Origin of the sequence: Acaryochloris sp. 'Moss Beach', from assembly GCF_021497025.1 — a bacterium.
Classification (GTDB): domain Bacteria; phylum Cyanobacteriota; class Cyanobacteriia; order Thermosynechococcales; family Thermosynechococcaceae; genus Acaryochloris; species Acaryochloris marina_A.
Genome location: NZ_CP071717.1, coordinates 5,540,373 through 5,565,849 on the forward strand (window position 1 = coordinate 5,540,373; position 25,477 = coordinate 5,565,849).

Here is a 25,477-nt window from a genome sequence, read left to right on the forward strand (position 1 = left end):
TTACAATGCTCGCGCCAATTCTAGAAAGGCATCTTCAACTTGGTCTCCAGTTTTAGCACTACTTTCAAACACACGTCTTCCTTGACCCAAGTGATAAACCACCTCATCTCGGCTAACCTCCCAAGTTAAGTCAGACTTATTGATGATGGGTACATAGGGAACCTGGCCTAAATTTTCTTCAACCATTTTTACAAGTTCTAGAGCACATTCGAGGGAAGCTTTTCGTGTCCCATCGATCACAATTAAATATCCTGATGCTCCATGTAAATAATGAAGAGGGACAGAAAACTGATCTTCTGCTCCTGCAATATCCCATAGCAAAAGTGTGACTTGTTCTTCGCCCAGTAAGATTACTTTTTTATCTACCTTAACTCCAAGGGTTGAGTGGTATCTATCATCATAAATACTATTGACAAAACGTTGGACCAAGCTAGTCTTACCAACGCCCCACATTCCCAACATTACGACTTTATGCTTAATCATTTCGGTCTAGACTACTGCACTCAGATCATAGTTTTACTATATCGTCATTGAGGCAGCATACCATTACTCGATTCGGCTAGAAAGCATCTAATTAAAATGCTAAAAGCGAGCTGACAGTAATCCAGTACATTACTATAAATATTTCTATTAGGTGAAGATTCTAAAAATAATTAAAATCTACAAATCAATACTATTTAGATGCCAAATTTTAGTCTCAATACTATATCTACCAAAAACAAATAGCCCTGCATCATCTAAGGCCATACTATAGAGGCAAATTTAGACAATAAAGATACTTTGAAAACAAAAAAAATAAAACTATATGATAGTGACGGATACTCTATATCCCTTCAGGTGTATACCTGGCAGGTTTGCGATCGTTCACGAAAGAAGCCATGAAATGGAAAATTTTTACCTAATCATTTGCAAATTTTTCCAAAACGAGTTAGATAGCTATAAGGGGGAAATAGGTCCAAAATTCTGATTTGAATGGACCTAAAAAACTGAATGAATAAGGTAACGATTGAGACATTACTAGACGACTTTGTTTCTGCCTCTACTGAGATTCAAGGCGCGGTAATGGTTTCTCCGCAAGGACAGCTCCTGACCCAGCCCATTGGTCTTTCTGAAACTTCAACCAGCATTATGGCGGGTTCAATGTTGCAGTTAGCAGGGTGTGTGAGTGAGCAATGCCACTGGAATGCGGTCGATTGGGTAACGATTCAAGCTCTCGAAGGTTATTTAATCCTTACCCAGTGCCTTCAGGACATTTTTTTACTCATTCGATCCCAGGATGTTCCTTCTGGCTATTTACTACATTACATTCATCATTATTTGGATCGGTTAAGAACATCCTTAAGAGCACCTGACCACGATGCAACGGTTGTACAACTGAGCTATCGGCCTACAGAGTTGATTAATCAGTCTTCGATTGGCACTCTCGTGCCGCCCATGGAAAATGGGGCAGCTGCTCCCGGCCCAACCAACCCTGCCAGCATCCCTTATGCCACCTCAAATGGGGTGCAAAATAACCCTTTTATTTCACCTATTTCATCGGCACCCACGCTTCCTATTCATTTAGATGAATTTGAAATTGCCTATTGTCGACAGCAGTTAGCTGAAATCATTGGTCCCATTGCATCCTTGATTTGCGATCGCACCCTCACCAAAAACCCTAATTTGCGGCTGATGGATTTCGTTAATGCCTTGGCTCAACAGATTCCAGATCCCAAAAAATCTTTGGACTTTCAAAAACGAATATTATCCGAGTAGTGATAATCGAATTCTATAAATGTCTTGACCTAAGTCACAGCAGCACATTAGACGGCTAGGCTAATGTGGCAATACAGGTGACTTTAGGGAATTGAGCGATGAATAAGCCGAGCAAGGCTTGGGTCAGTGGGATCTTAGGGCTAGTAACTGTTCTCAATGCCAGTCACGGGGTTGCCAATCCTGTTTTGCCCCAACAAGGCGATGCAATTCCCTTTACGGTCAATGAACGGGTCGAAACAGATGGCCGCTGTGCCCAATTACCCAAAACACCCTGTACCCAGATCAAGGTAAGCTATCCCCGGTTTGAAGCTAAATCTTCATCGGTTGCCATAGATGCGATTAATAGGAATATTAAACAGTTCTTGCTGCGGTCAGCCTCACCAGAAAATGCCCCAAAAAGCATTGAGGTAGCAATGGCTAAGTTCCTTCGGGACTACGAAAAGGCAAGTCGGGAGTATCCTCACCAGGGAGTTTGGGCAGACGAGAAGACGGTAGAAATACTACAAAATCGGCCCAAGTTATTGAGTCTTCAGTATTCTCATTACTGGTATACCGGTGGAGCCCATCCCAATTCTAGTCGGACCTATTGGAACTATGATCCGAGCACAGGAAAGCAAATTCAGCTGTCAGATTTATTGGTGGAAGGATATGCTCCAAAGCTGAATAGGATCGCAGAAAAGCATTTTCGAAAAGTCAGGGAACTAGATGCCAACACAAGTTTGAGTCAAGTTGGATTTTGGTTTGAAAACGGCCAGTTTAAGGTGAATACCAATTTTGCCCTGGGGAGCAAGGGCTTGATCTTCTTTTTTAACACTTATGAAATTAGCCCCTATGTGATGGGTCCAACTGAGATTCTCATTCCCTATGAAGAACTGAAAGGTCTGCTCAAAGATGAGGCCTCTTTCCTTCAAGACGCATGACTTTAAGCTCGTTCCGAGGGCTTGAGGTTGCGGGCATAGTCCAGCATCCAGTTCGTTAAGCGATCGCAGATGGGTTTTCCCGTTAAAGTTTGCAAGCGAGCAAAGCCACCAATGTTGCCAGCATTGATTTCGCTGATTTTCCAGATGCCGTCATTGTCTAGCAAAAAGTCGTATCCCAGGGTATGAAGGTTGCGATCGCAATATGCTCCCACGGTACCCGCAATCGCTTCTTGTTCTTCTGGCGTAACCTCAGCTAGGGCACAGTCGCCATCCACGCTGACGTTATTGACCCAGTAGCCCGTCCGCGATTGCCGTAAATAGGCCCCATAAATTTCACCATTTACAACCACCACCCGCTTATCACCCGCCGTGACATTCTCTAAATACCGCACGAGCTGTAGGGGCTCAGGGACGTTACCCATTAAATACCCCATCACTCGTTCAAAGGTGGAAAAATCGCGAGTTCCTGTCAAGGAATTATCCACCCAAAATTGGCCCGCTTCTCGCCAAATTTTGAAAACACCTCTCCCCCCACAGCTATTGGACCGTTTCGCCACAATTGTTTGATGCTGTTCCAGGAAACGGTAAGCGTCCTCGAACTCACTTGTAATCAAAGTATCAGGAATATATGGCCCAGCAATTTTAGCTAGAAAGTCAGGCTGCATTTGCTCCTGCTTACTCACTGGGTCATTCACAAACCGCACTTGCTGGGACCACTGACCCAAAATATCTAGATAACCAGGAGGAAAAGGCTTTAGTCGACGGCAGAATACTAAATCAAATTCAGATAGTGCATAGCGAGAGCGAGGCAATGTATCTAACTGTAAAAACTGATCATAAGTGAGGAACTGAGGCACCACCGCTGCCTGAACTTGATGTGGATCATTCACCCATTCTGCAGGGGCATGAAACAGTTCAATCTGATCATGCTGGGCAAAATATTGGTATGTCGTCGGTACATCCTGCAAGGGGGATGTATAGAGGGATGGATCGCAGATACAAAGAAGTTTCATAGTCGGGGTTTTTCTTATAGGGTTAGGCTGCAGATAAACTGTTTTCTCCACCTTCGGGGAGTCCTTTGGGCTGTTTTTTCCTGACATTAGAAATCAGAACCCCTGCCATGATGATCAAGAAGGCGATGCCTTGGGCTTGGGAAGGACGTTCTCCATTGAAGATAAAGGCATAGCCTATGCCAAAAACGGGGGAGAGAATGGTCCACCGGGCTACCGTTTGAGAATCAAGCTGTTTGAGAGCGGCAAACCAGGCAAATTGAGAAATCACAATGACGAACAGGGAATAAATCAACATGATCAGCCATAGCTGCCCCGAAAAGATGTCGATGAAGTGATGGGGGCCAAATAACTTGATTGCGATCGCAAAGAACACTACCGCCGCAAATGCATTCCGGGTAAAAACCACTACTCGCAGACTTGAAGAATTAGACAACAATATCTTGCTGACTAAAGCAGAGAGGGCATAAATAAATGAAGAAGCAATGATCAGTAGATCGCCATGGGAGAACTGAAACTGGTTTTGTTGAAGCGCTAGAGCAATAACACCACTCCCGATCAGGAAAAATCCCATCCATTCTGCCTTGGCAATCCTTTGTCGAAAAAAAAGCGCTCCTGCCAAGGCATAAATCACGGGTCCAAGTCGGCCCAAGAGCACCGTGTTGGTAACACTCGTATCCATCAATGCCAGAAAAATCAACGAAGACAAGACCACTGCCAAACAGCCATTAATCACTAGCCCCAGGCGAACCCGATGGTGCAGTCGCTGCCAATCTTGCCAAATTGATTTCCAACCAAATCGAGAGAGCACCACCAGTGCAGCACAAAGATTGCCTAAAAACAGCACGTTACAGAAGGAAATGGGATGCATCACATCCCCAGCTAAATCGGGGGCATTAAGGAGTAGGAATGCAATCAAGGGTGTCCCCAGGGATCGCAACGCCCGAGACAACACCAACAAGAATTTGGGATTGAACATAGAGTTCGATGTTGACAATTTATTGAGTTGAACGGATACATCAGAGGTCGAACTAGCCCAGTAAGTCATGAATCTGGGTGCGGAGTTCTTGGGCCACTTGCTGAAGTTGAGCAGAAAGAGGCTCCTCCATACGCTGTATCCGGGCCAGCATCTGTTGGTGGTGGCGCAAGGTCGTTTGGTGATCGCCTTTCAGACCCTCAATTTTGCGGGTAATAAGTTCCTCTGGTAGGCAGAAAAAGACACCTCCATCGGTGAATTGAATATTGCCCGCAAATAAATCAAAAATTCTGGCACTACCTGTAATAGCTGCTTGGGGAAACTCAGTGCCATACATATGCAAACTAAGCAAAGGCTGCTGGCTAGGGTTGCCCATTTGATGAATCAAATCATGATCCACTGGAATAACTGTTCCAGCGTTAAACGGCATGATGGCTTGAGTGGTCAGAAGATTATTTTCAAAGTGATATACGCTATGTTCGGCTTGACCAAAAGATTGGACCGCTCCCCATTGTGCTGAACCGTGATCATGGAAGGCACTGAAGTCACCAGGTGCCCAGGACATCACCATGATTTCAAAATGCCCCCCGTCATAAACTAAATGCCGACCATAGCTATCTGCTAAGGGGTGGTCAAAATCTGCCCATAACATCAGATCTTCAGCTTGGATATTGGCATCCTGCATACATTGACAGGCAATTTGAGGCGTTATATGAGATTGTTCGCGAATCAGCTGGATCAAAGACTCCAGGCTTTTAGGCATGCGCAGAGATGGTATTTCAACTTGATCTAACATCATCCAAACCGAGTGACTACATTGAATAGATTTTTCCCAACTGTATTGCCATTTAGGTCAACTAGGGTTGAGGAAACCTCCTATTTGCCAAGGTAGGCCTGGGAACTGAAGGTTCCCTGAGAAATAAGTTAAGCCATCTTAAAGTAATTCAGGAATCTCCTGAGAATTATGACTCATGAATTCAGCGAACAATCTACCCTTGCCCCACAAAACCTACTGATTGGATGCTTGATGACTGATTGAGTCAAATGGGGAGTCCTTATTTGTTGAATATCAACCACTTTCATGGCCAGGTTCAAAACTGGGTAACAGTGTCATGAATGATCAGGGTAATCTGGAGTCTCATCATTTCTCCTCAGAATTGATCTTCAAGCATGATTTCAACTCCTGTTCAAAGGGCATAGCCTGAACGGATTATTGAGTATCGAAGGCCCAGTCATCATTATTGGATGGCTTATTCTGTCGTGGATGTATAAACGAAAATCTCCTGTTTTTTAAACCTTGCTGAGAATCCTTAAACATTTAGAAAATATAAATTATTTTGTTTTTTGGTGATGTAATAAAAAAAAGCAATGATCTAAAAAGTGGGTGTTCGTTTGAAAATGATTAAATCCCCTTTCCTCAGATATACGGAAATGGACTAGTTTGCGCCCCCCAACTCTCTCCATAGTTATACGGAAAAAACCTTGAAATCCATAGACTTCAGTATTTCTACCGTTAGCTAATCCTGGCTGGGTTGGCACTATAGTTACTAACCAGCTACCGTTGCGAGCTGATTGAGGCAAGTAAGGGAGACTTCCTCAAACTCCATCAAACTAATACTCTTTTCTTTCTTGGATTGCGTGATCATGTCATCTTCACTTCAGCAAAAATTTATTAATTTCCTCCAAAATGATCTAGCAATTTCGAATGCAGAACTCAATGTTGCTCTTCGCCGTCAAGATCCCACAAGAGGACAACTTCACATGGTGCTTTGGCAACATGGGTTGATCAGCATCAATCAACTCAACTCCGCTTTCGAATGGCTGGAACAAGAAGCATCTAACCCTTTAGAAGTGCAAGTTGCCTAACACAAGCAAGAAAATCTATACGTTTTATGGTCCACTGCTCATTCTCCATCCACAGTAAGCTTAGGTAGGACAAATAAAGCATCTGAGAGGATACCGATCTGATTCATGGAAACGACATCAGACTACCAATGTGCCTTTTGTGGAGAATTTAACACCACGTTCATCGATATCAGTGCAGGATTTAGACAGTCTTACGTAGAGGACTGCCAGGTCTGTTGTCGTCCCAACTTACTGTCAGTGACTGTAAACCGAGAAAGCTTAGACATTCAAATCGCTACAGAATATAACGGGTAAGCGCCCGTTTTCTTGTAATTACCCTTTGTTTTAGCTCGTTAGAAATATACAACCCATCCTATTAGGTCACCCAAATACGAAACTGACACAGCGATAGCAGATTTGTTTGATAGCTAAGTAAATGAACATGGGGATTGATGTGGCATAGCGTTTCCATAATCTTTTAGGTTCTTGGATTAAACGATACAACCACTCCATCCCCATATGTCTTACCCAGCCTTTTGCTCGGTGCTGAATGCCTGCATATACTGGGAAAGCGCCACCGAGACCAATCATGACTGCGTTAATTTGGTCTTTATGAGCTGCCATCCAACATTCCTGTTTGGGGCATCCAAGGGCAATCATCACTAAGCCAGCTCCACTCCCATTGACCCGCTGAATTAATGATTTATCCTCTTCTAGGGTTAGAGGTCTAAACGGTAAAGGTTCCATATCGGCGATGACTAAATCAGGATATTCCGACTGTAAACGGCTTCTCATTTTTTGGAGAATGAGATCCATCGATCCTAAAAAGTAGACACTAACCTCTTCCTTCTCTGCTTTGTGGCAAAGGGTTTGCAAAAGATCTAGTCCAGCCACTCTATCTTGGTTCTTAGCTCCCATCAGTCTCAGCATCCAAACTAAGGGCATGCCATCGGGCGTAACAACATCAGCTTGTTGAACAATTTCTCCGAAACTAGGCCTTTGGTGAGCTTCTACCAACATATGTGTGTTTGCCACACAAATATATTTACTAAGCCGTCGCCTTGCCCAATCTAAAATCACATCCGTTAGGACATCAAATGGGGCTGCCGTTACCTTGGAGCCAATGATGTCTAACCGAGGAGGTTCTCTCACAATAGGATTTTGTTCTAGAACTGATGTTTTTGATTGCATTAAAGTAGATTCCAACAGAGATTTAAATGACTCAAACCGGATCGACTTTTTTTTCTTTTAGAGAAAATTATAAAAATCGATACAAATCCATATATATATCAGTGTTTAGTAAAGATATTACGCTGTTAGAGCAAATTTATTGACTTTTGTCTTTTGGACATTACGGGAATATCTTTCCTTAATACAAAATGTTCTCAATTACTTCTCCTGGCGAAAGACTTATATTTCGGCTGTATTGTTGGATAAACCAGTAGCAACAGCTACTGATATGATATGCACTCTTTTTTATTCAATTTATAGACTGTAGACGAAAATTCTAACAAAAATTAAATATACATAGACAGTGAAATAAAATAAGAAAAATTTATGAGATAAAAAGTCAAATATGAGGCTTTATGCTCTAATTTGGTTTTTATCGGATCTATAGGTATTTTGATAGATTGAACTAAAAAGGACGGCTCACGTGTAATTTTTATAAAAAAATCTGAAAAGCTCTATATTTCTGAAATGAATGGCCATTCTCCTTAATTCAATCCTAGAAAAAATTTACTTGGATTTTGAAGTGCTACTATTTCCTATGATTTGTGTTGACGATGAATTCATAATTTACTAATCAAAATGTCAAATGTAATTTGCCTTAGAGCAGTGATTTCAGGCAAAGTCCAAGGGGTAGGCTATCGTTACAGTACAAGAAATAAAGCTCGATCCCTTGGACTTGTTGGGTGGGTACGAAACTTGGCTGATGGGCGTGTTGAAGCCATGACAGAAGGAGAACGCAGGCAAGTGGACATTATGATGGAGTGGTTTAAACAGGGACCTCCTGCAGCAGAGGTTGACGGGGTTGAAATTGATGAACTCCCTATAGGCGAATTTGGAGAGTTTGAAATCCTGTGAGAATAGCAACTGGCCATTCATCAGTGAGTGATATGTAGACGCCAAGAATTGTCATTGACCTGTGTTACTTATGAGGAGAAATGATATTCCTCATTGTCGAGGAACTCTATCAATGATTATGATCGTCAGCATAGTCGTTAATAAATAACGGTCTTCTATTCGATGGCCCACATTCTGATTGCAGAGGATGAACCTCGAATTGCATCCTTTATTGAAAAAGGTCTCAAAAGCCATGGTTATACCACCAATACGGTGGGAGATGCCCATGCAGCCTTATCTTTGGCTTTGAGTGATGATTTTGATCTACTGCTACTAGATTTAGGCTTGCCTGGTAAAGATGGACTTGAGATCCTAGCTGATTTACGCGGCCAGGGGTCAGTACTCCCTGTCATCATTTTGACCGCCAGAGATGATATTCAAGATAAAGTGTCTGGTCTTGAAGGTGGAGCGGATGATTACATGACCAAGCCATTTCGGTTTGAAGAACTATTGGCAAGGGTCAGAGTCCGGTTGAGAACGGTAACGAGTGGAACCACTACAGAACCTATGGTGATAACTGCTTATAATGTGGTGCTGGATCTACGAACTCGCAAAGTAAAAGTAGATGATCAGTGGATTGAACTGCCTGCCAGAGAGTTTATTCTTGCAGAAACGTTTTTCCGACATCCGGGTCAGGTGCTCAGTCGCCAGCAACTTCTGGATCGGGTATGGGGATACGACTACGATCCAGGATCAAATATTGTTGATGTCTATGTTGGCTATTTGCGTAAAAAGCTAGGCAACTCGCTCATTGAGACCGTGCGCGGGGTTGGGTATCGGTTAAAGACATAGAATCAACGAATCAAATGAGAACATTCTCATGTTTTTCATTCGCTGTTTGAGCTAGCTTCATATAGATGCACTTTGTAATGCTTCGGCCTAACTGGAGTATTGTCACTGACGCAAAATATCTAATTTGTATGAAGCGGGTTCTCCTAGTTGAAGATGAAGAGCGCATAGCCCGTTTTGTAGAAAAGGGGCTGCTGAAGCATGGCTATCAATCGATAGTTGCCACTGATGGTCAGCAGGCGTTAGCACAAGCCAATCTGGCAACATTTGATATTGTTTTATTGGATTTGGGGCTGCCCATCATTAGTGGTTGGACTGTGCTCCAAACTTTACGTCGCCAGGGTTTCATTGCGCCGATTATTGTGATTACCGCCTTTGTTGACCAAGATGAGTTGGCGTTGGCCTCTGGAGCGAATGACTTTATCAGTAAGCCGTTTCAATTTTCTGAATTATTAGAGATCATCCAGCGAAATCTAGCTGAGTCATAAAGATAGGCCAATTTATTTTCTGTCTTGCTCAGTGAAATAGTGAGGCACTGATTCATTGAGAGTGATCATAATTTTGTGTAAGCGCTTTTTTCTTAAAGGGCAAAGCGTTCTGGGAACAGGATAGCAAAGTGTGACAGAGCAGCTCTCCAATTTTTAATCGGCCTGTTCCACTTCTTAGCGATGTTGTTCATCGCCAGATACATCAGTCTGAAAACAGCATCTTCGCTAGGGAAGACCGCCTTCGTCTTGATAACTTTACGCAGAGAGCAGTTGAGGGACTCAATAGCGTTGGTGGTGTAGATGACCCGGCGAATCTCCATGGGGTAGTCAAAAATCGGAATCACATTTTCCCAGTGGCGAATCCACACCTGACTGATGGCTGGATAGACCTCATCCCACTTTTGAGCAAAGGCATCAAGCGCCGCTTCTGACTCGGCTAGTGTAGCCGCTTGGTAGATCGGCTTGAGGTCAGCGACAACGGCTTTTCTGTCTTTCCACGGCACGTACTTCATGCAATTACGCATCAGATGTACGATGCATAGCTGCACCTGCGTAAGCGGATAGACAGCTTCAATCGCTTGTGGAAAGCCTTTGAGACCATCACAACAGGCGTTCAGCATATCTTTCAAGCCTCTGTTTTTAAGATCGGTGAGGACTTTCAACCAGAACTTCGTCCCTTCGCTTTCGGCTTCACCGACCCACAGGCCGAGTAGTTGTTTATCGCCTTCGCGGTCAATACCGAGCACCACGTAAACGGCACGCTTACTCACCCGGCCTGAGACCTTGATGTTCACGTACAAAGCATCGAGATAGACAATCGGGTAGACCTCATCAAGGGGCCTTGACTGCCATGCTTTAACGTCTTCGCTGACGCTTTCGATAACCTCGCTGATGACGGCTGCTGAAATCTTTGCACCGCCATAAAGTTCTTCGAGTTGAGCGCTGATGTCACGGGTACTGTTGCCTCGGGCATAGAGCGCCAGGATCTTCTCATCGAGTCCGGCGATGCGGCGCTGGTGCTTCGGCACCAACATCGGGGCGAAGCTACTGTTGCGGTCTCTGGGAATGGATAGCTCCAATTCGCCATCATCAGACTGGACGGTCTTCTTTGAACTGCCGTTATGACTGTTGGGGGAAGTGTCCTTGTCTGAGGCTTCGCGTTTGAGATGATGGGTGAGTTCACCGGCTAGAGCACGCTCGATTAAACGCTTTTTGAGCTGCTTCATCAGGCCTGTTTCGCCCAGGATATCTTCTGGGCTATGGCAATCTTCTAATAGTTCGTCAAGCAAGTCATCGACGCGGTTCGGTTCTTTTTTCTTGCGGGGTATGGTGCGGTCTCCTTTGTTTGTAGGATTCTAGACCGCTTACACAAAATTCTGGACAGTCTCCTATAAATATAGCTAGCCTGATTCATACGACTCTTACACAGGCTCTTGTCAGAAATGCTAGCCAAGAGACCAATGCTTGCCCCGTTTGAGTCGTAGCCAGGTCACATCCATGAATTAGAATCTCTGCATCATGCGTAAAAAAATTACGCCATTCTCTAATCGTGTCAGCATAAATCCAAAGATTTGCCTCATTCAAAAAGGTCGTACCCAGATCGATTCGATTGGACGCTCCCTTGCAAAATAATATGAGCTTTGAAAGATTTTGATACTGCTTGAGCAGAGATAGTATTTGTGCAATGCCATCTTCTTGCCCATTGAGATTATGAACTTCTGCATCTTCAATCGGGTTAGCCAGTAAATAATGGGATAGAGTCACTTCTGCATCTACAACTACGATGGATATGGTACTAGGAGAAGCCCCTATTAGTTGACTGTCTTTAATAGTTGGAGAATTTAGTGTTGTTATAGGGTGAAGCATTGTTATATTGTCAACTCGAACTACTTACTATGAAACAAGACCAGTGAGTAAGTTCAGATGCGAGAATGACGGACTTCTAGGTGGCTTTCAACTGAGTTATTTTTCTTTTCCCTGGATAGATTAAATATCTATGTGATTTAAGGAATCTGCGTAGTTCATCTGAAAATCATAGATGTCGATGTCTTTGAAATTTCAGGTCATGTGTTGAATTGGCAACCCCACTGATTTACCGGAACTTAGTCGATCCATATATGCGATTATCAAATCAGTCTCCAGAACTTCGGGTAAGTCATGGTCCACCTGTAAATTATTCCGGGTTCACTTACTCTGCATTGGTTTGAGGGAGCCAGAGCTGCTGCTATTGGCCATTTAGTTCCGCAGTTCTCAGTACAGTTAAGGCGCGAGTTACTCGTTCAGACTAGCTTATCCCCTTATTCTTCTGGCGAAACTTGCTGGTAAGACATTGCCGTAGTCATCACTGAGTACAATTTTGACTTTGACAAAAAGAGATGCCTTCCAATCTGAGTGGAGTGAAACCATTGTAAAACCTCCAAAACTCAGGCTTGGCAAGTTAACCCGGAAAAATTTACAGGCGGTCAAAATTTATTCCGAGATCGCACAGTGGGGGGACTGATCATGGGGCGTCCCCCTCATGTTATTACGGAATCCCAATCCGCCTGGCATCTGGAAGTGTTTTACCAGATTCAGTTAAATGAACAAATTATCCTGACCCCCGGTATCGTTTTGATCACCCATCCAGAAGCAGCACCGAATTGGTCCCCCATTGTGGCGGGTACTCTACGCACCCTTTTTCGTTTCTAATGGCTCGATCTTGAAGAGGACTTTTTGTGATTGACTCCAAACGACCACTCGTGAAACTGCGAAAACGCTCGGTTGTAGCAAGATTCTTCCGGCAAACCCGTACTCGTATTTTGCTGCTGTATGTTTCGCTGTTGGGGGTGTTTACAGGACTGGCCATTCCCCTGTATCAAACGTTGATCACGAACCAGGTGTCCCTACGCGTACGGAATGATTTGAGTGAAGCTCAAGAAATATTTCACGACGCCTATATGAATTGGGAACGACAGCCCAATCAAACCTTGGAAGATCTTGAATCTTTTGCGGATGACTTTTTAGCCAATCAACTCCCTGAAGACGATAATTTCTTTATTTTTTATTATTGGTGGAGACTTTTACCGTTCCAATCCATCTCGATTACTCAAGCCGATGCGACCGGGGTCTGAACTGTATCAGCAGTGGGAAGATGTAGTTGAATTTAATCGGGGAGAGTGGGTGACGGACCTGCCTGAGATTGGCACCGTTCTCTACAAAGCTGAACCGTTAATTGTGGATGGTGAACAACTGGGTATTATGGTCCTCGCCCATGCAACGGCGGGGGAACAGAATGAAGCTTTAGCCAGTGTTTATACCTTTGTGATGATTGAGGGAGCGGTGGTGTTGCTCTCCCTATGTCTGGCATGGTTTGTCACGGGACGGTTACTCAAACCGGTACGCGAACTTGCGATCGCAGCTCGTCAAATTAATGAATCAGACCTAACCCAACGCCTATCGGCTCAGGGCTCCGGGGAATTGGCAGATTTGGCTCAAATTTTCAACGCCATGATGGACCGACTGCAGGACAGCTTTAACAGCCAGCGCCGCTTCGTCAATGATGCAGGCCATGAACTACGGACCCCGATCACGATTGTTCGAGGTCACTTAGAATTAATGGACGATGACCCAAAAGAGCAGCAAGAAACCATCGAACTCGTGCTGGATGAGCTAGATCGGATGGGGCGATTAGTCAATGACATGATTGCCTTGACGAAATCAGAGCGCCCAGACTTTCTGCAATACGAAATGATTGATCTCAAGCAATTTGCTCATGATCTATTTACGAAAGCCCAGGCCCTAGCTGACCGTGACTGGCAAGTAAAGCTAGACTGTGCTGGCTCCATGATGGGGGATCGTCAACGACTGACGGGGGCCTTACTGAATTTACTCAGAAACGCTACCCAGCACACTCTCCCCACCGGCACGATTGAATTGGGCTGTAAGCAAACCCTGACCCAAGTGATTTTTTGGGTCAAAGATAATGGCACAGGCATGTCTCCAGAAGAACAGCTGCGAATTTTTGATCGCTTTGCCCGGCTAGGTAAACGCCAATCGGACGGTTCAGGTTTAGGACTCGCCATTGTCAAAGCATTTACCAAAGCCCACCGAGGCAAAATTGCTTTAGAGAGCCAACTGGGCAAGGGCTCTACCTTTACGATTACCCTGCCCCTCTCTACTCAGTTTGGCACCGTCTCCTAACTTCAAACCATTTCTCAGCACAGAATGCTCCATCCTGGCTAATGGCCGGGATGAATTCATCCTGTGCATAACGGCTTGTATTTTGCCGTGAAATTCAGCTGTTTTAAAAAGAAAATTAATTTTACTTGAAGTTATGTTACAAGTTACTATATTGATATTCATAAACTTATTTCTATATAACCTTAGATTTAAGTCTATATAAGTTTTCCTTTTAGTTCTGGAATCAGTTGTGCTTGAGTTTTTAACGCAAACAGCTTGGTTTATCCCTTGCTATCCTCTGATCGGCATGGTGATTTCCCTCCTATGGACCCCCTCGATCATCCGTCGGACGGGGCCTCGCCCGGCTGGCTACGTCAATATTGTCACGACCTTCTGTGCCTTTTTTGCATGGCGTGGTGACCTTCCCCAGTTTTTTGGAACCAACCCCCTCAATACATCAACATCTCTTGGTTGGAAGTATCGGGTCTGACCCTTAATATCCCCTTAGAAATTTCCTCCCTCACCCTTGGTGCTGGCATTGTCATTACCAGCCTCAACTTGCTGACGCAAGTTTATGCCATTGGCTATTTAGAGATGGATTGGGGTTGGGCTCGTTTCTTTGCCCTTCTGGCTCTATTCGAAACGGGAATGTGCTCCCTTGCCCTCTGCAACTCATTATTTTTTTAGCTACATCATTCTAGAAATTCTGACCTTAGCCACCTATTTAATTGTGGGAACTTGGTTTAACCAATCCCTCGTGGTTACGGGTGCTCGGGATGCCTTTCTCACCAAGCGAATTGGGGACTTATTCCTCTTGATGGGCGTGCTAGCCATCTTTCCCTTGGCAGGCACTTGGGATTACCGAGAGTTAGCAATTTGGGCCCAAACCGCAGAGGTTAGCCCCACGGTGATGACCTGGCTAGGCCTAGGTTTAGTGGCAGGTCCCATGGGTAAATGCGCTCAATTCCCCCCTGCATCTGTGGCTAGATGAGGCGATGGAAGGCCCGGTTCCAGGGACAATTCTGCGAAATTCCGTGGTGGTGTCTACGGGGGGCTTGGGTGCTGATTAAATTAGCTCCGGTGATTGCCTTAGCACCAATTGCCTTAACCGCCATGATTGTGGTCGGAGCCATTACTGCTATTGGCGGTACGTTTATTGCGATCGCACAAATTGATATCAAGCGAGCTTTATCCTATTCAGCCAGTGTCTACATGGGACTGATTTTTATCGCCGTAGGGACACAACAGCTGAATGCCGCGCTGCTGCTGATGTTGACCTATGCCCTGTCCATGTCTCTGCTGATTATGAGTACGGGGTCGATTATTCTCAACACCATTACCCAAGACCTGACCCAACTGGGAGGCTTATGGAGCCGTCGTCCCATTTCTGGACTGAGTTATCTGGCAGGAACCGTGGGATTAGTGGCTTTACCGCCTTTTGGTACCTTTTGGGCACTTCTAGAGTTAGTGGATGGTCTGTGGGTCCAACATCCGGTATTAGTGGCAGTCATCTTGCTCGTCAATGCCTTGACTGGATTCAGCATTATCCGCGAATTCGGCTTAATCTTTGCGGGAGAGCGCCAGCCCATGACGGTGCGAGCCCCCGAGAATTTATGGTCCATCACCTTACCGACCACTTTCTTGGCTGGAGCAACCCTACATTTGCCCATCATTCTGCAAAAGCTGGGACTCCTCCCCCACTGGTCAGTTCTTAATCATGAAGCAGGCTTTTTGTTAGCAGCGTCTAGTCTGGTGGGCTGTGGTCTGGGTGCTTATATCTACATCGGTAACCAGTTTTCCAAACCCATTCGATTGCCCTGGACCTCAGTGCAGGACTTCTTTGCTTTCGATATGTACACCCCAACCCTGTATCGATCCAGCATTGTTGCGGGGGTAGATAGGATTTCTCGCCTTACTGACTGGCTAGATCGCCATGTTGTAGATGGCGTGGTCAACTGGATTGCCCGTACCTCCGTCAACACAGGGGAAGTCCTCAAGTATGGAAACTTCGGACAAACCCAGCTCTACTTGCTAACGATTGTTTCAGGGGTTTTCATTATTATTTTGCTGCTATTGCGGTCTCTCGCATAGCTCATCCTCTTCCGCTCCAGCCCTCCTGCCGTCTTTTTCATACCTAATAATTTCATGCTCAATGTACTTATTTGGTTTCCCTGTATTGCAGCCATCATTGTGGCCCTTCTGCCTCAGCAAATATCAGGTCGTAACGTTCGTCTAGCTGCGTTAGTCCTCTCAGGGGCAATCTTGCTGTTCACCTTGGCCGTAGTTGCTCAATTTGATGTGAGTAACAATGCTCTTCAATTTCAGGAGACTCGGTCTTGGCTCACAGATCTAGGATTGGACTACCAGTTAGGAGTAGATGGATTATCTCTGCCCCTCCTCGTTCTGAATAGCCTACTCTGCTGGATTGCTATTTACAGTAGCCGCGTCGAAACCAAGCGTCCTCGCCTATTTTATGCCCTGATTTTGTTAATCAACGGCGGTGTCGCTGGCGCTTTTGTGGCCCAGAATTTGCTGCTGTTTTTCCTCTTTTACGAGATTGAGCTGATTCCTTTTTATCTGCTCATTTCCATTTGGGGCAGTTCCCAGCAGGGCAGTGCTGCCACCAAGTTTTTGCTCTACACCGCCACCTCTGGGGGCCTGATTTTAGCTGGGTTCTTAGGGGTGATTTGGTTTAGTGAGGCCAGCAGTTTTTCCTATGAGGTTTTGTTGGGACAGGATTTGCCCATCAATATTCAATATGCGGTACTGATTCTGTTGCTGCTGGGGTTTGGCATTAAAACCCCGCTCGTCCCCTTGCATACCTGGCTTCCCGATACTTACGTTGCCGCTTCCACTCCCGTTGCTATTTTGTTGGGGGGCGTGCTGGCTAAATTGGGGACCTACGGGATTTTTCGGTTCTGTATGCCCCTGTTTCCCGATGCTTGGCAAACCTTGTCTCCCGTGTTGGCGACTTGGGCGATTGTGAGTGTGTTGTATGGTGCGTTAGCTGCCATCGCCCAAAAAGACATCAAACGGATGGTGGCCTATAGTTCTGTGGGACATATGGGCTATATCCTCCTGGCCGCCGCCGCCCATACGGAACTCAGCGTTGTCGGTGCCATTTCTCAAATGTTTGCCCATGGACTGATCTTGGCGCTGCTCTTCCATTTGGTCGGTATTATTGAGACCAAGGTGGGGACGCGAGATTTAGAAGTCCTCAATGGGCTCATGAATCCAGTGCGAGGGTTACCTCTGGTCAGTGCTCTCCTTGTTCTCGCGGGCATGGCTAGTGCAGGAATTCCCGGATTGGTGGGCTTTATCGCTGAGTTTTTAGTCTTCCAAGGCAGCTATGCGGCCTTCCCCATTCAAACCCTGTTGAGCGTCGTGGGGACCGGATTAACGGCAGTGTATTTTGTCATCTTGCTGAACCGAACCTGTTTTGGGCGCTTAGATAGCAGCATTGCTTACTACCCTAAGGTGGAATGGAATGAGCGAATTCCAGCCCTCATCCTGACGTTGCTGATTATTGTTCTGGGGCTGCAACCGTCGTGGCTCGTGCGCTGGAGTGAACCCACAACTGCAGCCATGCTTGCAGAAATCCATCTATCTACTCCCACTCCTAATACATTTGTAGTCAAGATTGACCCTGAACCTATGCCAACTTTGCTAAGCGCTGGGAACTCTTCCTCCGTAGGTTAAACCCCCTTCTTTGTTCCTTGATTCATTGTTAGACGTCTATCCGCAATTCCTATGAGTGCCACGACCTCGACACCCACTAAACTGCCCCCATCACAACATCAATTCGCTGATATTATTCATCGCCTGGAAGCGGGTGGGGCAATGTTGCCCGATACGCCAGAAAATCTGAAGCAGATCATCGGCATTTATAAAGCCTATGCAGTCCCCATGGATTTCTACTGGCGCAACTTGCTCTACATCGCCGAACAGGTGTTCCTAGAGCCGTTGCCCCTGTTCAAGTACTTCTTACCCAAAGAGTATCTAGATCTCCACAATCACTATGCTGGGGATGATGCAGATTTGCGGATTTGGCGAGGCGAGGCCACCGCTCACCCTGAATTAGTGGAATTTATGGAGAAGGGTGAGATCAAGCGCAAGCTCCCTAAACTGCTGCATCACTTGTGGCATGACCGGATCAATATGGAATTCGCGGAAGCCTGTATGCGATCCATGTTCTGGCATCGCAATATGGGCGGTCAGTTTGATCCGTACTTGGATACGGATGAGTACGTTGCCAACGCCGATCGAGCCATCAAAGCTTACTTCAAAGGCAACCCGGTGATGCTAGGGCTGTATAAGCTCTTTCCAGATATGTTTGTGGAGCAGGTTCGGCAGTTATCCTACTACTCCAACTTGGGTCTGTTCTGGGAAGTGATGGCTCCCGTCTTTTTTGAAATGTCGGATCTCTACGATGAGGGCAAGCTGACCACGGTCCCCGAAGCCATGGACTTTTTGGTGAATGGCATCTTTGCGATCGCAGGTCGTCCCATCTATCACAATGTCTATATTCGGGGAGAATGCTACGAAATTGTTCCTAAGTCCAAAGGGTTTATGTGGCTCTATGAAGCGGCTCTTCCCTATGTAGAAGCGGTGTTCTATCGCACCTCTCCCTTCCGGGGAACGAAGTCCTACAATGCCCAGGCCAAACAGGTCCCGGAGAATCAAGAAGACTTTCACTACGGCATTCTCTATGCTGACGTGTTTCCCATTGGGTCTGCTGGCATCCCTCCGACCCTGCTCATGCAGGATATGCTGCATTTCCTACCCCCCTATTTAGTGGACTATTACCAGCAATATTGCCGAGGTGAAGACGATACCCTGATTCAACTGGGAGTAACCTTTCAGCGGTCCATGTATTGCGTCACTTCGGCGGTGATTCAGGCCCTCCGCCAAGCGCTGCTCTATCCCCTGGATGACGAAGACCCTCAACATTTGCAGGCCAATCGGGACTTCTTTGAATCCCAGCTCGATCGGTTCAAACGTTCTGAAGCTCGGTTAATGGATATTCAACGCCAAGACTATCGTTAGGTCTGGCGGCCCTTATCCCCCTCGGCGGTCATTGACTGCTCAATCCATTGAAATTTGCGGTTAAAGGAGTTCTTACAATGGCTGATATTGTTGATATTGCAGTTGGGTCTGATGATTTTTCGACCCTAGTTGCGGCAGTCCAGGCAGCAGATCTAGTAGAGACGTTGAAAAGTCCTGGTCCGTTTACTGTTTTTGCACCTACAAATGATGCATTTGCCCAGCTTCCTGACGGCACCATCCATACCTTGTTGCAGAATATTCCTCAACTGAGCCGAATCTTGACGTTTCATGTCGTCCCCGGCAAGCTTACTCAGGCTGATTTACAAGAGCTGGAGTCAGTGGTATCCGTGGAAGGTTCGCCTATTCCCATTCGTGCTTCTGAGAATTTTGAAGTGAAGAATGCCACGGTGATTGCCGCAGATATTGAGGCTGAGAATGGCGTGATCCATGTGTTAGACCGAGTCCTACTGATGGGGTAGTTGCGATCGCAACTACGTTTCAGCCAGTTTTTGTGAACGGGCGTAGCAATGACATTACAAGTCGCTATAGATAGCTGCTTGCTGGATCAAGTGCTGCAGTTCATCACATTCCAGACCCTCAAATGCCAATGCGAGCCCGGTTTGGACAAGCCCCAATCTTTGTCTGGCTTCTGAGCTGAGTTCATCGGTTGCTTCACCCGCACAATCAAACATTATTTTTGACAAGATCAAGTTATCGGAAGTCACTGCCAAAGCTTCAGCTAATATTTCAGTCAACATAATCTGTGCCTATCAGGGTAAGTTCACTAGCATCATCAGATAAATTGATGAGGAATTGAACAGAGAAATCACGGAACAGTGATTTTAAGCTCCAGAAATAAATTAGTTATTTTTACCGATATCAGAGTTTTTAGAATCGAAGCCGATGATTTAGAATTCAATCTAATATTATTTGGCAGCGATTTCAATTCCAAGCCTTGAATATTATGGCTGGGCCATTGTATTGTATTTTTCCTGTGGTTTAGAGCTTGCTACGAGCTGTCTAGATGCCTACAAAAATTTTAGTTTGTCAGAATAAGACCTGTCACCAGCAAGGTTCAGCAAACGTACTGACTGAGTTTCTGGCTAGCACTCCCTCTGGAATCATCGTGGAGTCTTCAGGTTGTTTGGGGCAATGTGGGAGTGGGCCAATGGTGTTCATGTTACCTGAAGAGATATGGTACAGCTGCGTTCACCCCTATGACGTAGCTGTGATTGCGGAGCAACATCTCAGGCGAGGACGGGTGGTCACTCAAAAGCTATATCCCATGTTCCATTCTCCACCCAGGCCAATTGGCATATGGCTAACAGCCTTGAGCTTCTTGCTAAGTTTATTGTTCTTGTTGATATGGATGCAAGCAACCCATGCTGCCCTGCTTGCTCGGGGTTAGAAGTTATACAGAACTCTTTTCAGGTTGACCATACAAAAACCCGAAATCAGTTGTGGGCTATAAATTAGCAGTTACCTTCAGGACCAGAGCCGATCTGGGCTGCATCCAGATTGGCGTTAGACAACTCAGCACCCTCTATACCTAAAGAAATATCTATCATCAGCCCTTGCAAATTGGCCCGGCTTAAATTTGCATTGGTGAAATCTGTGTTATTCACAGTTGCTACTCTAGCTTCCCAGGACGAATCACTACAGCTACCTTTCCAGTAGTAGCTCAAATGTGCTCCTGCAAGATCGGCGTCTACAAAACTTGCTTCCTCTAGCTTTGCTCCTGCAAGTTTCGCGTTAATGAGTAATGCCTCTCGAAGGTTTCCACCTTCGAGAGAGACATAGCCAAGATTCGCACCTGTTAGATCGGCTCCTTGGAGATCAGTTTGTCTTAAGGATGCAGCTGGTGTCCCGCTGCATGAGGCATAGCATCCCAAACGAGTTTGTTTAAGTATCGCCACTCTTAAGAAAGCCCCACTCAAATCAGCACCATACAGAACAGCTGTGCTTAAATTTGCTCCACTAAGGTTAGCCTTTCTGAAATCAACTTTGGTCAGATCGCTATCCCGAAAATCTACTCCTCGCAAGTCTGTTCTTCTAAGGTCTGCTCCATTGAGTGATATTTCTCTGAGTTTTGCCCTGCGCAGATCCGCTCCTACTAAAGAAAGTATTGGAATTCTGCCTGGAATTTGACAATACATTTTGGCAGAATGCAATGGACATTTCCCAATTAGGCTTTCGCTGTATAGAAACAAAAGCAGTTCTCCTTTCCCTCTCCCATCCAATTGAGGTAGTGTTTCTAATGTTATTTCTTCAGCTTCCTTTATCAGGCTAGGAGGAGCTGATGGTTCCTTCAATCCCTGATCTATAAAAAGTTGTATCGTTTGAAAATAACCAGATAGTACTTCGACTCTATTCTTATTTTGGTCGACTTGAGCCCAGTGTAAATCAGCCTTTTTCTGACTTAGGCTAATCCTTTCCTGTTTAAGCTGAGAACGGATACGTTGAATATCCAACCAACTCAATACCAGAAGCAACACAGCAGCAAGACCAACAAATGACACAAAGTATCTCAAGTGTTTCATGAGTCATTTCATTGCTGACTACAATTTATTCGCTCTCTCTAGCCAGTCTTTTGCACTGGACTCATCTCCCTGCTGTTGATAAAGCTTGGCAACCTGACGATAATCAGCCTTTGCCCCTGCACGCTGCCCTGCCTTTTCTCTGGCGCTGCCGCGCATGATGAACCAAGACGATTGAAAGGGCTGTAACTTAATCATCTTGGTATAGTCAGCAATGGCCTCAACATAGCGTTTTTGTTTCTCGTACAGTTGCCCCCGACTCAGATAGACCGACGTATCATTCGGTTTAAGGGTTTGGAGCTGACCATAGGCCGCAATCGCCCCCTCTATATCATTCTGGTCTTGACTCAGGGAAGCAATCTGCTCATAGGCGCGGGAATTGCGAGGATTGATTGTGGTCATCCTGCGATAGTCCTGGAGCGCACCTTGGGGGTTACCACTATAGCGACGTACATGGGCACGACGATCGTAGGCTTCGGCATTCTGTGGATTGAGCTTGATCAGCTGGTCATAATCTTTGAGAGCGCCCTGCTGATCGCCCTGAATAAAGCGGGTACTGCCCCGCTGACTGAAGGCCAATATATTTTGCGGATCAATCCGAATCATGGCGGAATAGTCTTGGATGGCGGATTGATAATCGGTCTGGGCCATATAAAGCGTGGCCCGCCACAGGTAAGCCTGCAAACGGTTGGGGTTCAGTTCAATCACCCGACTAAAATCTGCGATCGCACCCGCTGCATCACGACTCGCATTCCGATAGGCTCCCCGTAGCCAATAGGCCTGTTCTGCCTTGGGATCGAATTCGATCACTCGGTCTAAATCTTGAAGAGCAGCTTGGGATTGACCACTTGCGATCGCATAATTAGCCCGAGCTAAATAGAGGCGAGCCTCGCGAGGTGAACTGCCAATGGCCTGAGACAAAACTGCCCTAGCGCCAGCATAGTCACCTGACTGGGCCTTAATAGCGGCATTGATGAGAGAGTCGTCAACGGGAGATGGAGGTGGTGCATTGGCAGGCAGATGTGCCTTTAAGGTCATCCCCAGCGACTGGGCTTGCTTCAGAAACGATTCGATGGGAATACCGAGATTGAACCCTGTTTTAATCCGAATATCGGTATTGAGCGTTGAAGCTTCTAGGGTACTATCGACATCCCCTCGCCCGTGAATGCCGACGAGTTCACCATCACCATTAAAAACGCCGCCGCCACTCATGCCAGGGAGGGTTCGGTTGGTGTAGATCATGGCATAACCATCGGCAAAGCTGCGGCTGCTGCGAGCCGTAATTTTGCCATCGGTAAAGTTATAGACGGGTTGAGTGATAGCAGCAGTCGTCATCGGAAATCCCGATACGAAAACGGGCAAACCCTCGCTAGCAGGTTGCCCACTGGCAAGGGAACTGACGCTGTAGGTGCGATCACTCTGGAAGGTTACGACTGCCAGATCAATATCCTGTAAGGGGCGCACCTGCATGGCCATATGCTGCTGCTGATCATCTGTTGTAATCCGATAGGGGCTATCGGTTGCAGCCACGACGTGAGCTGCGGTTAAGAGGGTATAGGTATTGCCTTGGCGCTCGATAATCACGCCAGATCCCTCAGTGATGCCATTCCCTAAGCTAACGGTGACTTGCTTTGCTCGTTGGGCGATATCCCCGGTGGCCAGGGCGATTGGAGAGGGTCCCGTCGGTCTGTCGATCTGGGGCCGGGCAATGGGCTGGGCTTTCGTTTTGCAAGCATCGGGATAAAATGCGGCGATGGAACTTTTTGATACACCTTCAGGGATGGGAACGATGGGGCTACCTGGGCCTTGGAGCGGCAGACCCGGTTTTTTGGTAACGACCTGACCTTCTACGCGAACCCCATAGCCAATGCTGACATTATGACCAATTCTGACTGTGGCAGGCTGCGGCTCAGGAGGGTTAGATAGGCCTGTTGGTAGCGCTGCTGCGGGGATGCGATGGTCTCCGACCGGCCTTTGGCCATCGCAGTTCCCCGTTACGGTTTGGGCTTGACTGGATGATATTGACGTTAGGAGTACTGGAAGACCCAGTAGGTTTAGATTAAATAGTAGTACCCCCCAGATTGCCCTTCGATGTTGCTTCATAAACCTGTTTCTACTTCTTTACATGACGACAGCAATCTAGGGGCATCTCAGTGCTTCATACCCTTCTCGCTGAGTCTACAAGGCCATGATAGCCTCCCAATTGAGGAACGTCTTGCAGACAAACCTCGTTCTTATAGATTTTGTGGATTGGACTGAAAATCATTGCCTATCACGCTGTAAACTTGACGTTCGCGTAATCAAATCGCAGATATTCAGCGCTCGTCTAGCCATCAAGCTAGGACTGTGTCATGGTGGATCAACTTACTATTACGACTGAGCGTGTTGATGATGTAGTGCTATTGCTGCACATGATGATGCAAATGGGCTTACCAAAAGTACTCAACCAACATCTTCCCCGGCATTGGAAACAGGAAGGTTTGGATTGGGGTTGGGTAATTGTGATCTAGCTTTCCTATATCGTTTCCGAAGGAGATCACAGTAAAGTGGTAGTGCGAGATTGGGGCAAGCAACGGAGCACCATGATTGCCCAAGTCTATGAGTTTTAAGCTTTTTAGTCCGTGCTTTTTTATTGTGAAGTTATTACACGAACGCCAAGTATATTCTTGTCAGGGTTTTAAGAGCGGTTGCGACAATCGATACTAGTCATCTCTCGATCAATAAAGTCGTTATCTTTATTGATCGAGAGATACCAGATTCACTCCAATTTCCAATCAATCAAACCCTTTGAGATTTGGGGACCAAAAAAGCGTGTGAATTGCCTCACTTTCCTGACCAACAGATTATCGCTCGGGGGAGGTGGTCTGAATTACCAATATTGAGAGAAATAATCCACTCTCCATTGCTAACTAAAACTGGTGAGGTGATTGCTGAACCTGTTTGCCACAAAGGCACAGGATACCTTCTAACCTTTAACCCCGGCGAATTTCAGATCACAAGCAACCCTTATCCAATCTGGAGAGTAATCCAAATTGCAGCTAGTATCCCTATGCCCGACCAAATTAAAGGTAAAGTAGGCCAAGGATTTTTAGTTGTTTTATTCATAATATAAAACCTTTATACTTTATTAAAACATCTAACAAAACCCAACTAAGTTGTCAAGGATGATTTTCTTTTGAGAATCGGGGCAAACTAGGGTATGACAACGACTCCTGAAATAGAGGTCTATAAGGCTGAAAGCTATATTTAGAAATTATTTCAGGCGACGATTGAATTGGATTTCGTGAGAGGGAAGTCAATTCCGTTGTATTGGGTTCTTTCTTAAACTCACTCATCGATTGCAGAGTAATTCTTATATTCTGAGATCTCTCCATTTTTACCTGCAAGGCAGTAGTTCTCGAGCTACCAATATCCTTAATGTCAGCTCGTTCCAGGTTTTAGATAATCTTACCTATGGATTAAAACCCGAAATCAGTTGGCAAGCTAGCTCTGAAAGTAACGGCCTTTTTTTTCTCGTTCATGGGAGTATCTTGGCTTATAACTCCCTTCAGTAGAACCTTTTTCGAACCTCCTTTAACTAGAGGGGCTGAGATAATCTCACCTGACTACCGTGATATGTTCTGTCAGATCAATTGTATTGGAACTCGATGATGAAGATTGGTCAATCATTTAAAAATTGATTTAGATCACTACTTTTTAGTGTCTAAATCAGTGACAATTCTATCAAGAAATTACTTTTGCGGCCAAATAAAATTCTTAAGCAGAAGAAAATTCTATATTTTTCATTTCAAGCTTAACTCAGTTAAAAGTCAGTCATTCTCAGTTCTGA

Annotated in this window: 24 protein-coding genes and 2 pseudogenes; 16 read left to right on the forward strand and 10 right to left on the reverse strand. The window is 45.7% G+C overall.

Translation table 11 applies throughout. The features are described 5' to 3' along the window. Positions 1-483, reverse strand: a complete 483-nt coding sequence (locus HRE53_RS25895; RefSeq protein WP_212665982.1) for a Rab family GTPase — start codon at positions 481-483, stop codon at positions 1-3. Positions 484-990: 507 nt separating this feature from the next. Here HRE53_RS25895 and HRE53_RS25900 point away from each other — a divergent pair. Continuing rightward, positions 991-1,755 carry a hypothetical protein gene (locus HRE53_RS25900; RefSeq protein WP_212665983.1) on the forward strand — a complete coding sequence of 255 codons (765 nt, stop codon included), beginning with the start codon at positions 991-993 and terminating at the stop codon, positions 1,753-1,755. Positions 1,756-1,853: 98 nt separating this feature from the next. Then, a complete protein-coding gene (locus HRE53_RS25905; RefSeq protein ID WP_212665984.1) occupies positions 1,854-2,675 on the forward strand; it encodes a DUF3298 and DUF4163 domain-containing protein in 822 nt (273 codons plus the stop codon). Positions 2,676-2,677: 2 nt separating this feature from the next. On the opposite strand, the gene HRE53_RS25910 is transcribed toward HRE53_RS25905, so the two are convergent. The 3 genes from HRE53_RS25910 to HRE53_RS25920 are packed head-to-tail and all read right to left on the reverse strand — an operon-like array spanning position 2,678 to position 5,424. Continuing rightward, positions 2,678-3,688 (reverse strand): RimK family alpha-L-glutamate ligase, encoded by a 1,011-nt coding sequence (locus HRE53_RS25910; RefSeq protein ID WP_235108513.1) that lies wholly within the window; start codon positions 3,686-3,688, stop codon positions 2,678-2,680. A 22-nt stretch (positions 3,689-3,710) separates the two neighbouring features. Then, entirely contained in the window at positions 3,711-4,664 is a 954-nt protein-coding gene (locus HRE53_RS25915; RefSeq protein ID WP_235108514.1) for a DMT family transporter, read from the reverse strand. Between the two features lie 52 nt (positions 4,665-4,716). Beyond that, positions 4,717-5,424 carry a cysteine dioxygenase family protein gene (locus tag HRE53_RS25920; protein ID WP_235108515.1) on the reverse strand — a complete coding sequence of 236 codons (708 nt, stop codon included), beginning with the start codon at positions 5,422-5,424 and terminating at the stop codon, positions 4,717-4,719. Positions 5,425-6,305: 881 nt separating this feature from the next. Between HRE53_RS25920 and HRE53_RS25925 the strand changes: the two genes are divergently transcribed. Together HRE53_RS25925 and HRE53_RS25930 are read left to right on the forward strand one after the other, a co-directional pair. Then, positions 6,306-6,527, forward strand: coding sequence for a DUF2949 domain-containing protein (locus HRE53_RS25925; RefSeq protein WP_212665987.1), 222 nt, complete (start codon positions 6,306-6,308; stop codon positions 6,525-6,527). Positions 6,528-6,632: 105 nt separating this feature from the next. After that, a complete protein-coding gene (locus HRE53_RS25930; protein WP_212665988.1) occupies positions 6,633-6,821 on the forward strand; it encodes a CPXCG motif-containing cysteine-rich protein in 189 nt (62 codons plus the stop codon). Positions 6,822-6,887: 66 nt separating this feature from the next. Here the strand turns inward: HRE53_RS25930 and HRE53_RS25935 are convergent, their stop codons facing one another. Further along, positions 6,888-7,697, reverse strand: coding sequence for a WecB/TagA/CpsF family glycosyltransferase (locus HRE53_RS25935; RefSeq protein ID WP_235108516.1), 810 nt, complete (start codon positions 7,695-7,697; stop codon positions 6,888-6,890). Positions 7,698-8,315: 618 nt separating this feature from the next. On the opposite strand from HRE53_RS25935, the gene HRE53_RS25940 reads away from it, so the two are divergent. From HRE53_RS25940 to HRE53_RS25950, 3 genes are all read left to right on the forward strand, one after another. Beyond that, positions 8,316-8,591 carry an acylphosphatase gene (locus HRE53_RS25940; RefSeq protein WP_235108517.1) on the forward strand — a complete coding sequence of 92 codons (276 nt, stop codon included), beginning with the start codon at positions 8,316-8,318 and terminating at the stop codon, positions 8,589-8,591. 162 nt (positions 8,592-8,753) lie between these two features. Beyond that, positions 8,754-9,422, forward strand: coding sequence for a response regulator transcription factor (locus tag HRE53_RS25945; RefSeq protein WP_235108518.1), 669 nt, complete (start codon positions 8,754-8,756; stop codon positions 9,420-9,422). A gap of 128 nt (positions 9,423-9,550) precedes the next feature. Continuing rightward, the gene (locus HRE53_RS25950) at positions 9,551-9,907 is read left to right on the forward strand and encodes a response regulator transcription factor (protein ID WP_212665991.1); all 357 of its coding nucleotides are present in this window, start codon (positions 9,551-9,553) and stop codon (positions 9,905-9,907) included. A gap of 92 nt (positions 9,908-9,999) precedes the next feature. On the opposite strand, the gene HRE53_RS25955 is transcribed toward HRE53_RS25950, so the two are convergent. Then, on the reverse strand, positions 10,000-11,235 hold the full coding sequence (locus tag HRE53_RS25955) for an IS256 family transposase (protein WP_235111271.1): 1,236 nt from the start codon (positions 11,233-11,235) through the stop codon (positions 10,000-10,002). An 82-nt stretch (positions 11,236-11,317) separates the two neighbouring features. Beyond that, positions 11,318-11,737, reverse strand: a complete 420-nt coding sequence (locus HRE53_RS25960) for a DUF4347 domain-containing protein (RefSeq protein WP_396133471.1) — start codon at positions 11,735-11,737, stop codon at positions 11,318-11,320. Between the two features lie 654 nt (positions 11,738-12,391). On the opposite strand from HRE53_RS25960, the pseudogene HRE53_RS25965 reads away from it, so the two are divergent. The 7 genes and pseudogenes from HRE53_RS25965 to HRE53_RS26005 form a co-directional block, all read left to right on the forward strand. Further along, positions 12,392-12,595, forward strand: a pseudogene (locus HRE53_RS25965) (carbohydrate porin); the annotation flags it as partial. Between the two features lie 50 nt (positions 12,596-12,645). After that, a complete protein-coding gene (locus HRE53_RS25970; RefSeq protein ID WP_235108521.1) occupies positions 12,646-13,017 on the forward strand; it encodes a hypothetical protein in 372 nt (123 codons plus the stop codon). Beyond that, a complete protein-coding gene (locus HRE53_RS25975; RefSeq protein WP_235108522.1) occupies positions 13,001-14,086 on the forward strand; it encodes a cell wall metabolism sensor histidine kinase WalK in 1,086 nt (361 codons plus the stop codon). The genes HRE53_RS25970 and HRE53_RS25975 overlap by 17 nt, the downstream gene beginning before the upstream one ends. A 229-nt stretch (positions 14,087-14,315) precedes the next feature. Further along, positions 14,316-16,156, forward strand: a pseudogene (locus HRE53_RS25990) (NAD(P)H-quinone oxidoreductase subunit F). 54 nt (positions 16,157-16,210) lie between these two features. Beyond that, complete coding sequence (locus HRE53_RS25995) at positions 16,211-17,764, forward strand: NADH-quinone oxidoreductase subunit M (RefSeq protein ID WP_235108525.1); 1,554 nt, start codon at positions 16,211-16,213, stop codon at positions 17,762-17,764. Positions 17,765-17,815: 51 nt separating this feature from the next. Then, positions 17,816-19,111: a CO2 hydration protein gene (locus tag HRE53_RS26000; RefSeq protein ID WP_235108526.1), complete on the forward strand. Its 1,296-nt coding sequence runs from the start codon at positions 17,816-17,818 to the stop codon at positions 19,109-19,111. Between the two features lie 77 nt (positions 19,112-19,188). Beyond that, positions 19,189-19,590, forward strand: a complete 402-nt coding sequence (locus HRE53_RS26005; RefSeq protein WP_212665996.1) for a fasciclin domain-containing protein — start codon at positions 19,189-19,191, stop codon at positions 19,588-19,590. 54 nt (positions 19,591-19,644) lie between these two features. Here HRE53_RS26005 and HRE53_RS26010 read toward each other — a convergent pair whose 3' ends face one another. After that, positions 19,645-19,869 carry a hypothetical protein gene (locus HRE53_RS26010; protein WP_212665997.1) on the reverse strand — a complete coding sequence of 75 codons (225 nt, stop codon included), beginning with the start codon at positions 19,867-19,869 and terminating at the stop codon, positions 19,645-19,647. 266 nt (positions 19,870-20,135) lie between these two features. On the opposite strand from HRE53_RS26010, the gene HRE53_RS26015 reads away from it, so the two are divergent. Beyond that, on the forward strand, positions 20,136-20,519 hold the full coding sequence (locus HRE53_RS26015; RefSeq protein WP_235108527.1) for a ferredoxin: 384 nt from the start codon (positions 20,136-20,138) through the stop codon (positions 20,517-20,519). 64 nt (positions 20,520-20,583) lie between these two features. On the opposite strand, the gene HRE53_RS26020 is transcribed toward HRE53_RS26015, so the two are convergent. After that, positions 20,584-21,651 (reverse strand): pentapeptide repeat-containing protein, encoded by a 1,068-nt coding sequence (locus HRE53_RS26020; protein ID WP_235108528.1) that lies wholly within the window; start codon positions 21,649-21,651, stop codon positions 20,584-20,586. An 18-nt stretch (positions 21,652-21,669) separates the two neighbouring features. Further along, positions 21,670-23,751 carry a serine protease gene (locus HRE53_RS26025; RefSeq protein WP_235108529.1) on the reverse strand — a complete coding sequence of 694 codons (2,082 nt, stop codon included), beginning with the start codon at positions 23,749-23,751 and terminating at the stop codon, positions 21,670-21,672. 248 nt (positions 23,752-23,999) lie between these two features. Here HRE53_RS26025 and HRE53_RS26030 point away from each other — a divergent pair, with 248 nt between their 5' ends. Further along, positions 24,000-24,158 carry a hypothetical protein gene (locus tag HRE53_RS26030; protein WP_235108530.1) on the forward strand — a complete coding sequence of 53 codons (159 nt, stop codon included), beginning with the start codon at positions 24,000-24,002 and terminating at the stop codon, positions 24,156-24,158. Positions 24,159-25,477: the final 1,319 nt, after the last annotated feature.

Coding starts and splice junctions, on each gene's coding strand:
- HRE53_RS25915 (WP_235108514.1), bottom strand. CDS start 4,664: ATGTTCAATCCCAAATTCTTGTTGGTGTTGTCTCGGGCGTTGCGATCC.
- HRE53_RS25975 (WP_235108522.1), top strand. CDS start 13,001: ATGCGACCGGGGTCTGAACTGTATCAGCAGTGGGAAGATGTAGTTGAA.
- HRE53_RS25920 (WP_235108515.1), bottom strand. CDS start 5,424: ATGCCTAAAAGCCTGGAGTCTTTGATCCAGCTGATTCGCGAACAATCT.
- HRE53_RS25995 (WP_235108525.1), top strand. CDS start 16,211: ATGCTCAATGTACTTATTTGGTTTCCCTGTATTGCAGCCATCATTGTG.
- HRE53_RS25940 (WP_235108517.1), top strand. CDS start 8,316: ATGTCAAATGTAATTTGCCTTAGAGCAGTGATTTCAGGCAAAGTCCAA.
- HRE53_RS26025 (WP_235108529.1), bottom strand. CDS start 23,751: ATGAAGCAACATCGAAGGGCAATCTGGGGGGTACTACTATTTAATCTA.
- HRE53_RS25900 (WP_212665983.1), top strand. CDS start 991: ATGAATAAGGTAACGATTGAGACATTACTAGACGACTTTGTTTCTGCC.
- HRE53_RS26030 (WP_235108530.1), top strand. CDS start 24,000: ATGGTGGATCAACTTACTATTACGACTGAGCGTGTTGATGATGTAGTG.
- HRE53_RS26000 (WP_235108526.1), top strand. CDS start 17,816: ATGAGTGCCACGACCTCGACACCCACTAAACTGCCCCCATCACAACAT.
- HRE53_RS25905 (WP_212665984.1), top strand. CDS start 1,854: ATGAATAAGCCGAGCAAGGCTTGGGTCAGTGGGATCTTAGGGCTAGTA.
- HRE53_RS25945 (WP_235108518.1), top strand. CDS start 8,754: ATGGCCCACATTCTGATTGCAGAGGATGAACCTCGAATTGCATCCTTT.
- HRE53_RS25935 (WP_235108516.1), bottom strand. CDS start 7,697: ATGCAATCAAAAACATCAGTTCTAGAACAAAATCCTATTGTGAGAGAA.
- HRE53_RS26010 (WP_212665997.1), bottom strand. CDS start 19,869: ATGTTGACTGAAATATTAGCTGAAGCTTTGGCAGTGACTTCCGATAAC.
- HRE53_RS26005 (WP_212665996.1), top strand. CDS start 19,189: ATGGCTGATATTGTTGATATTGCAGTTGGGTCTGATGATTTTTCGACC.
- HRE53_RS25950 (WP_212665991.1), top strand. CDS start 9,551: ATGAAGCGGGTTCTCCTAGTTGAAGATGAAGAGCGCATAGCCCGTTTT.
- HRE53_RS25925 (WP_212665987.1), top strand. CDS start 6,306: ATGTCATCTTCACTTCAGCAAAAATTTATTAATTTCCTCCAAAATGAT.
- HRE53_RS26015 (WP_235108527.1), top strand. CDS start 20,136: ATGCCTACAAAAATTTTAGTTTGTCAGAATAAGACCTGTCACCAGCAA.
- HRE53_RS25930 (WP_212665988.1), top strand. CDS start 6,633: ATGGAAACGACATCAGACTACCAATGTGCCTTTTGTGGAGAATTTAAC.
- HRE53_RS25910 (WP_235108513.1), bottom strand. CDS start 3,688: ATGAAACTTCTTTGTATCTGCGATCCATCCCTCTATACATCCCCCTTG.
- HRE53_RS25895 (WP_212665982.1), bottom strand. CDS start 483: ATGATTAAGCATAAAGTCGTAATGTTGGGAATGTGGGGCGTTGGTAAG.
- HRE53_RS26020 (WP_235108528.1), bottom strand. CDS start 21,651: ATGAAACACTTGAGATACTTTGTGTCATTTGTTGGTCTTGCTGCTGTG.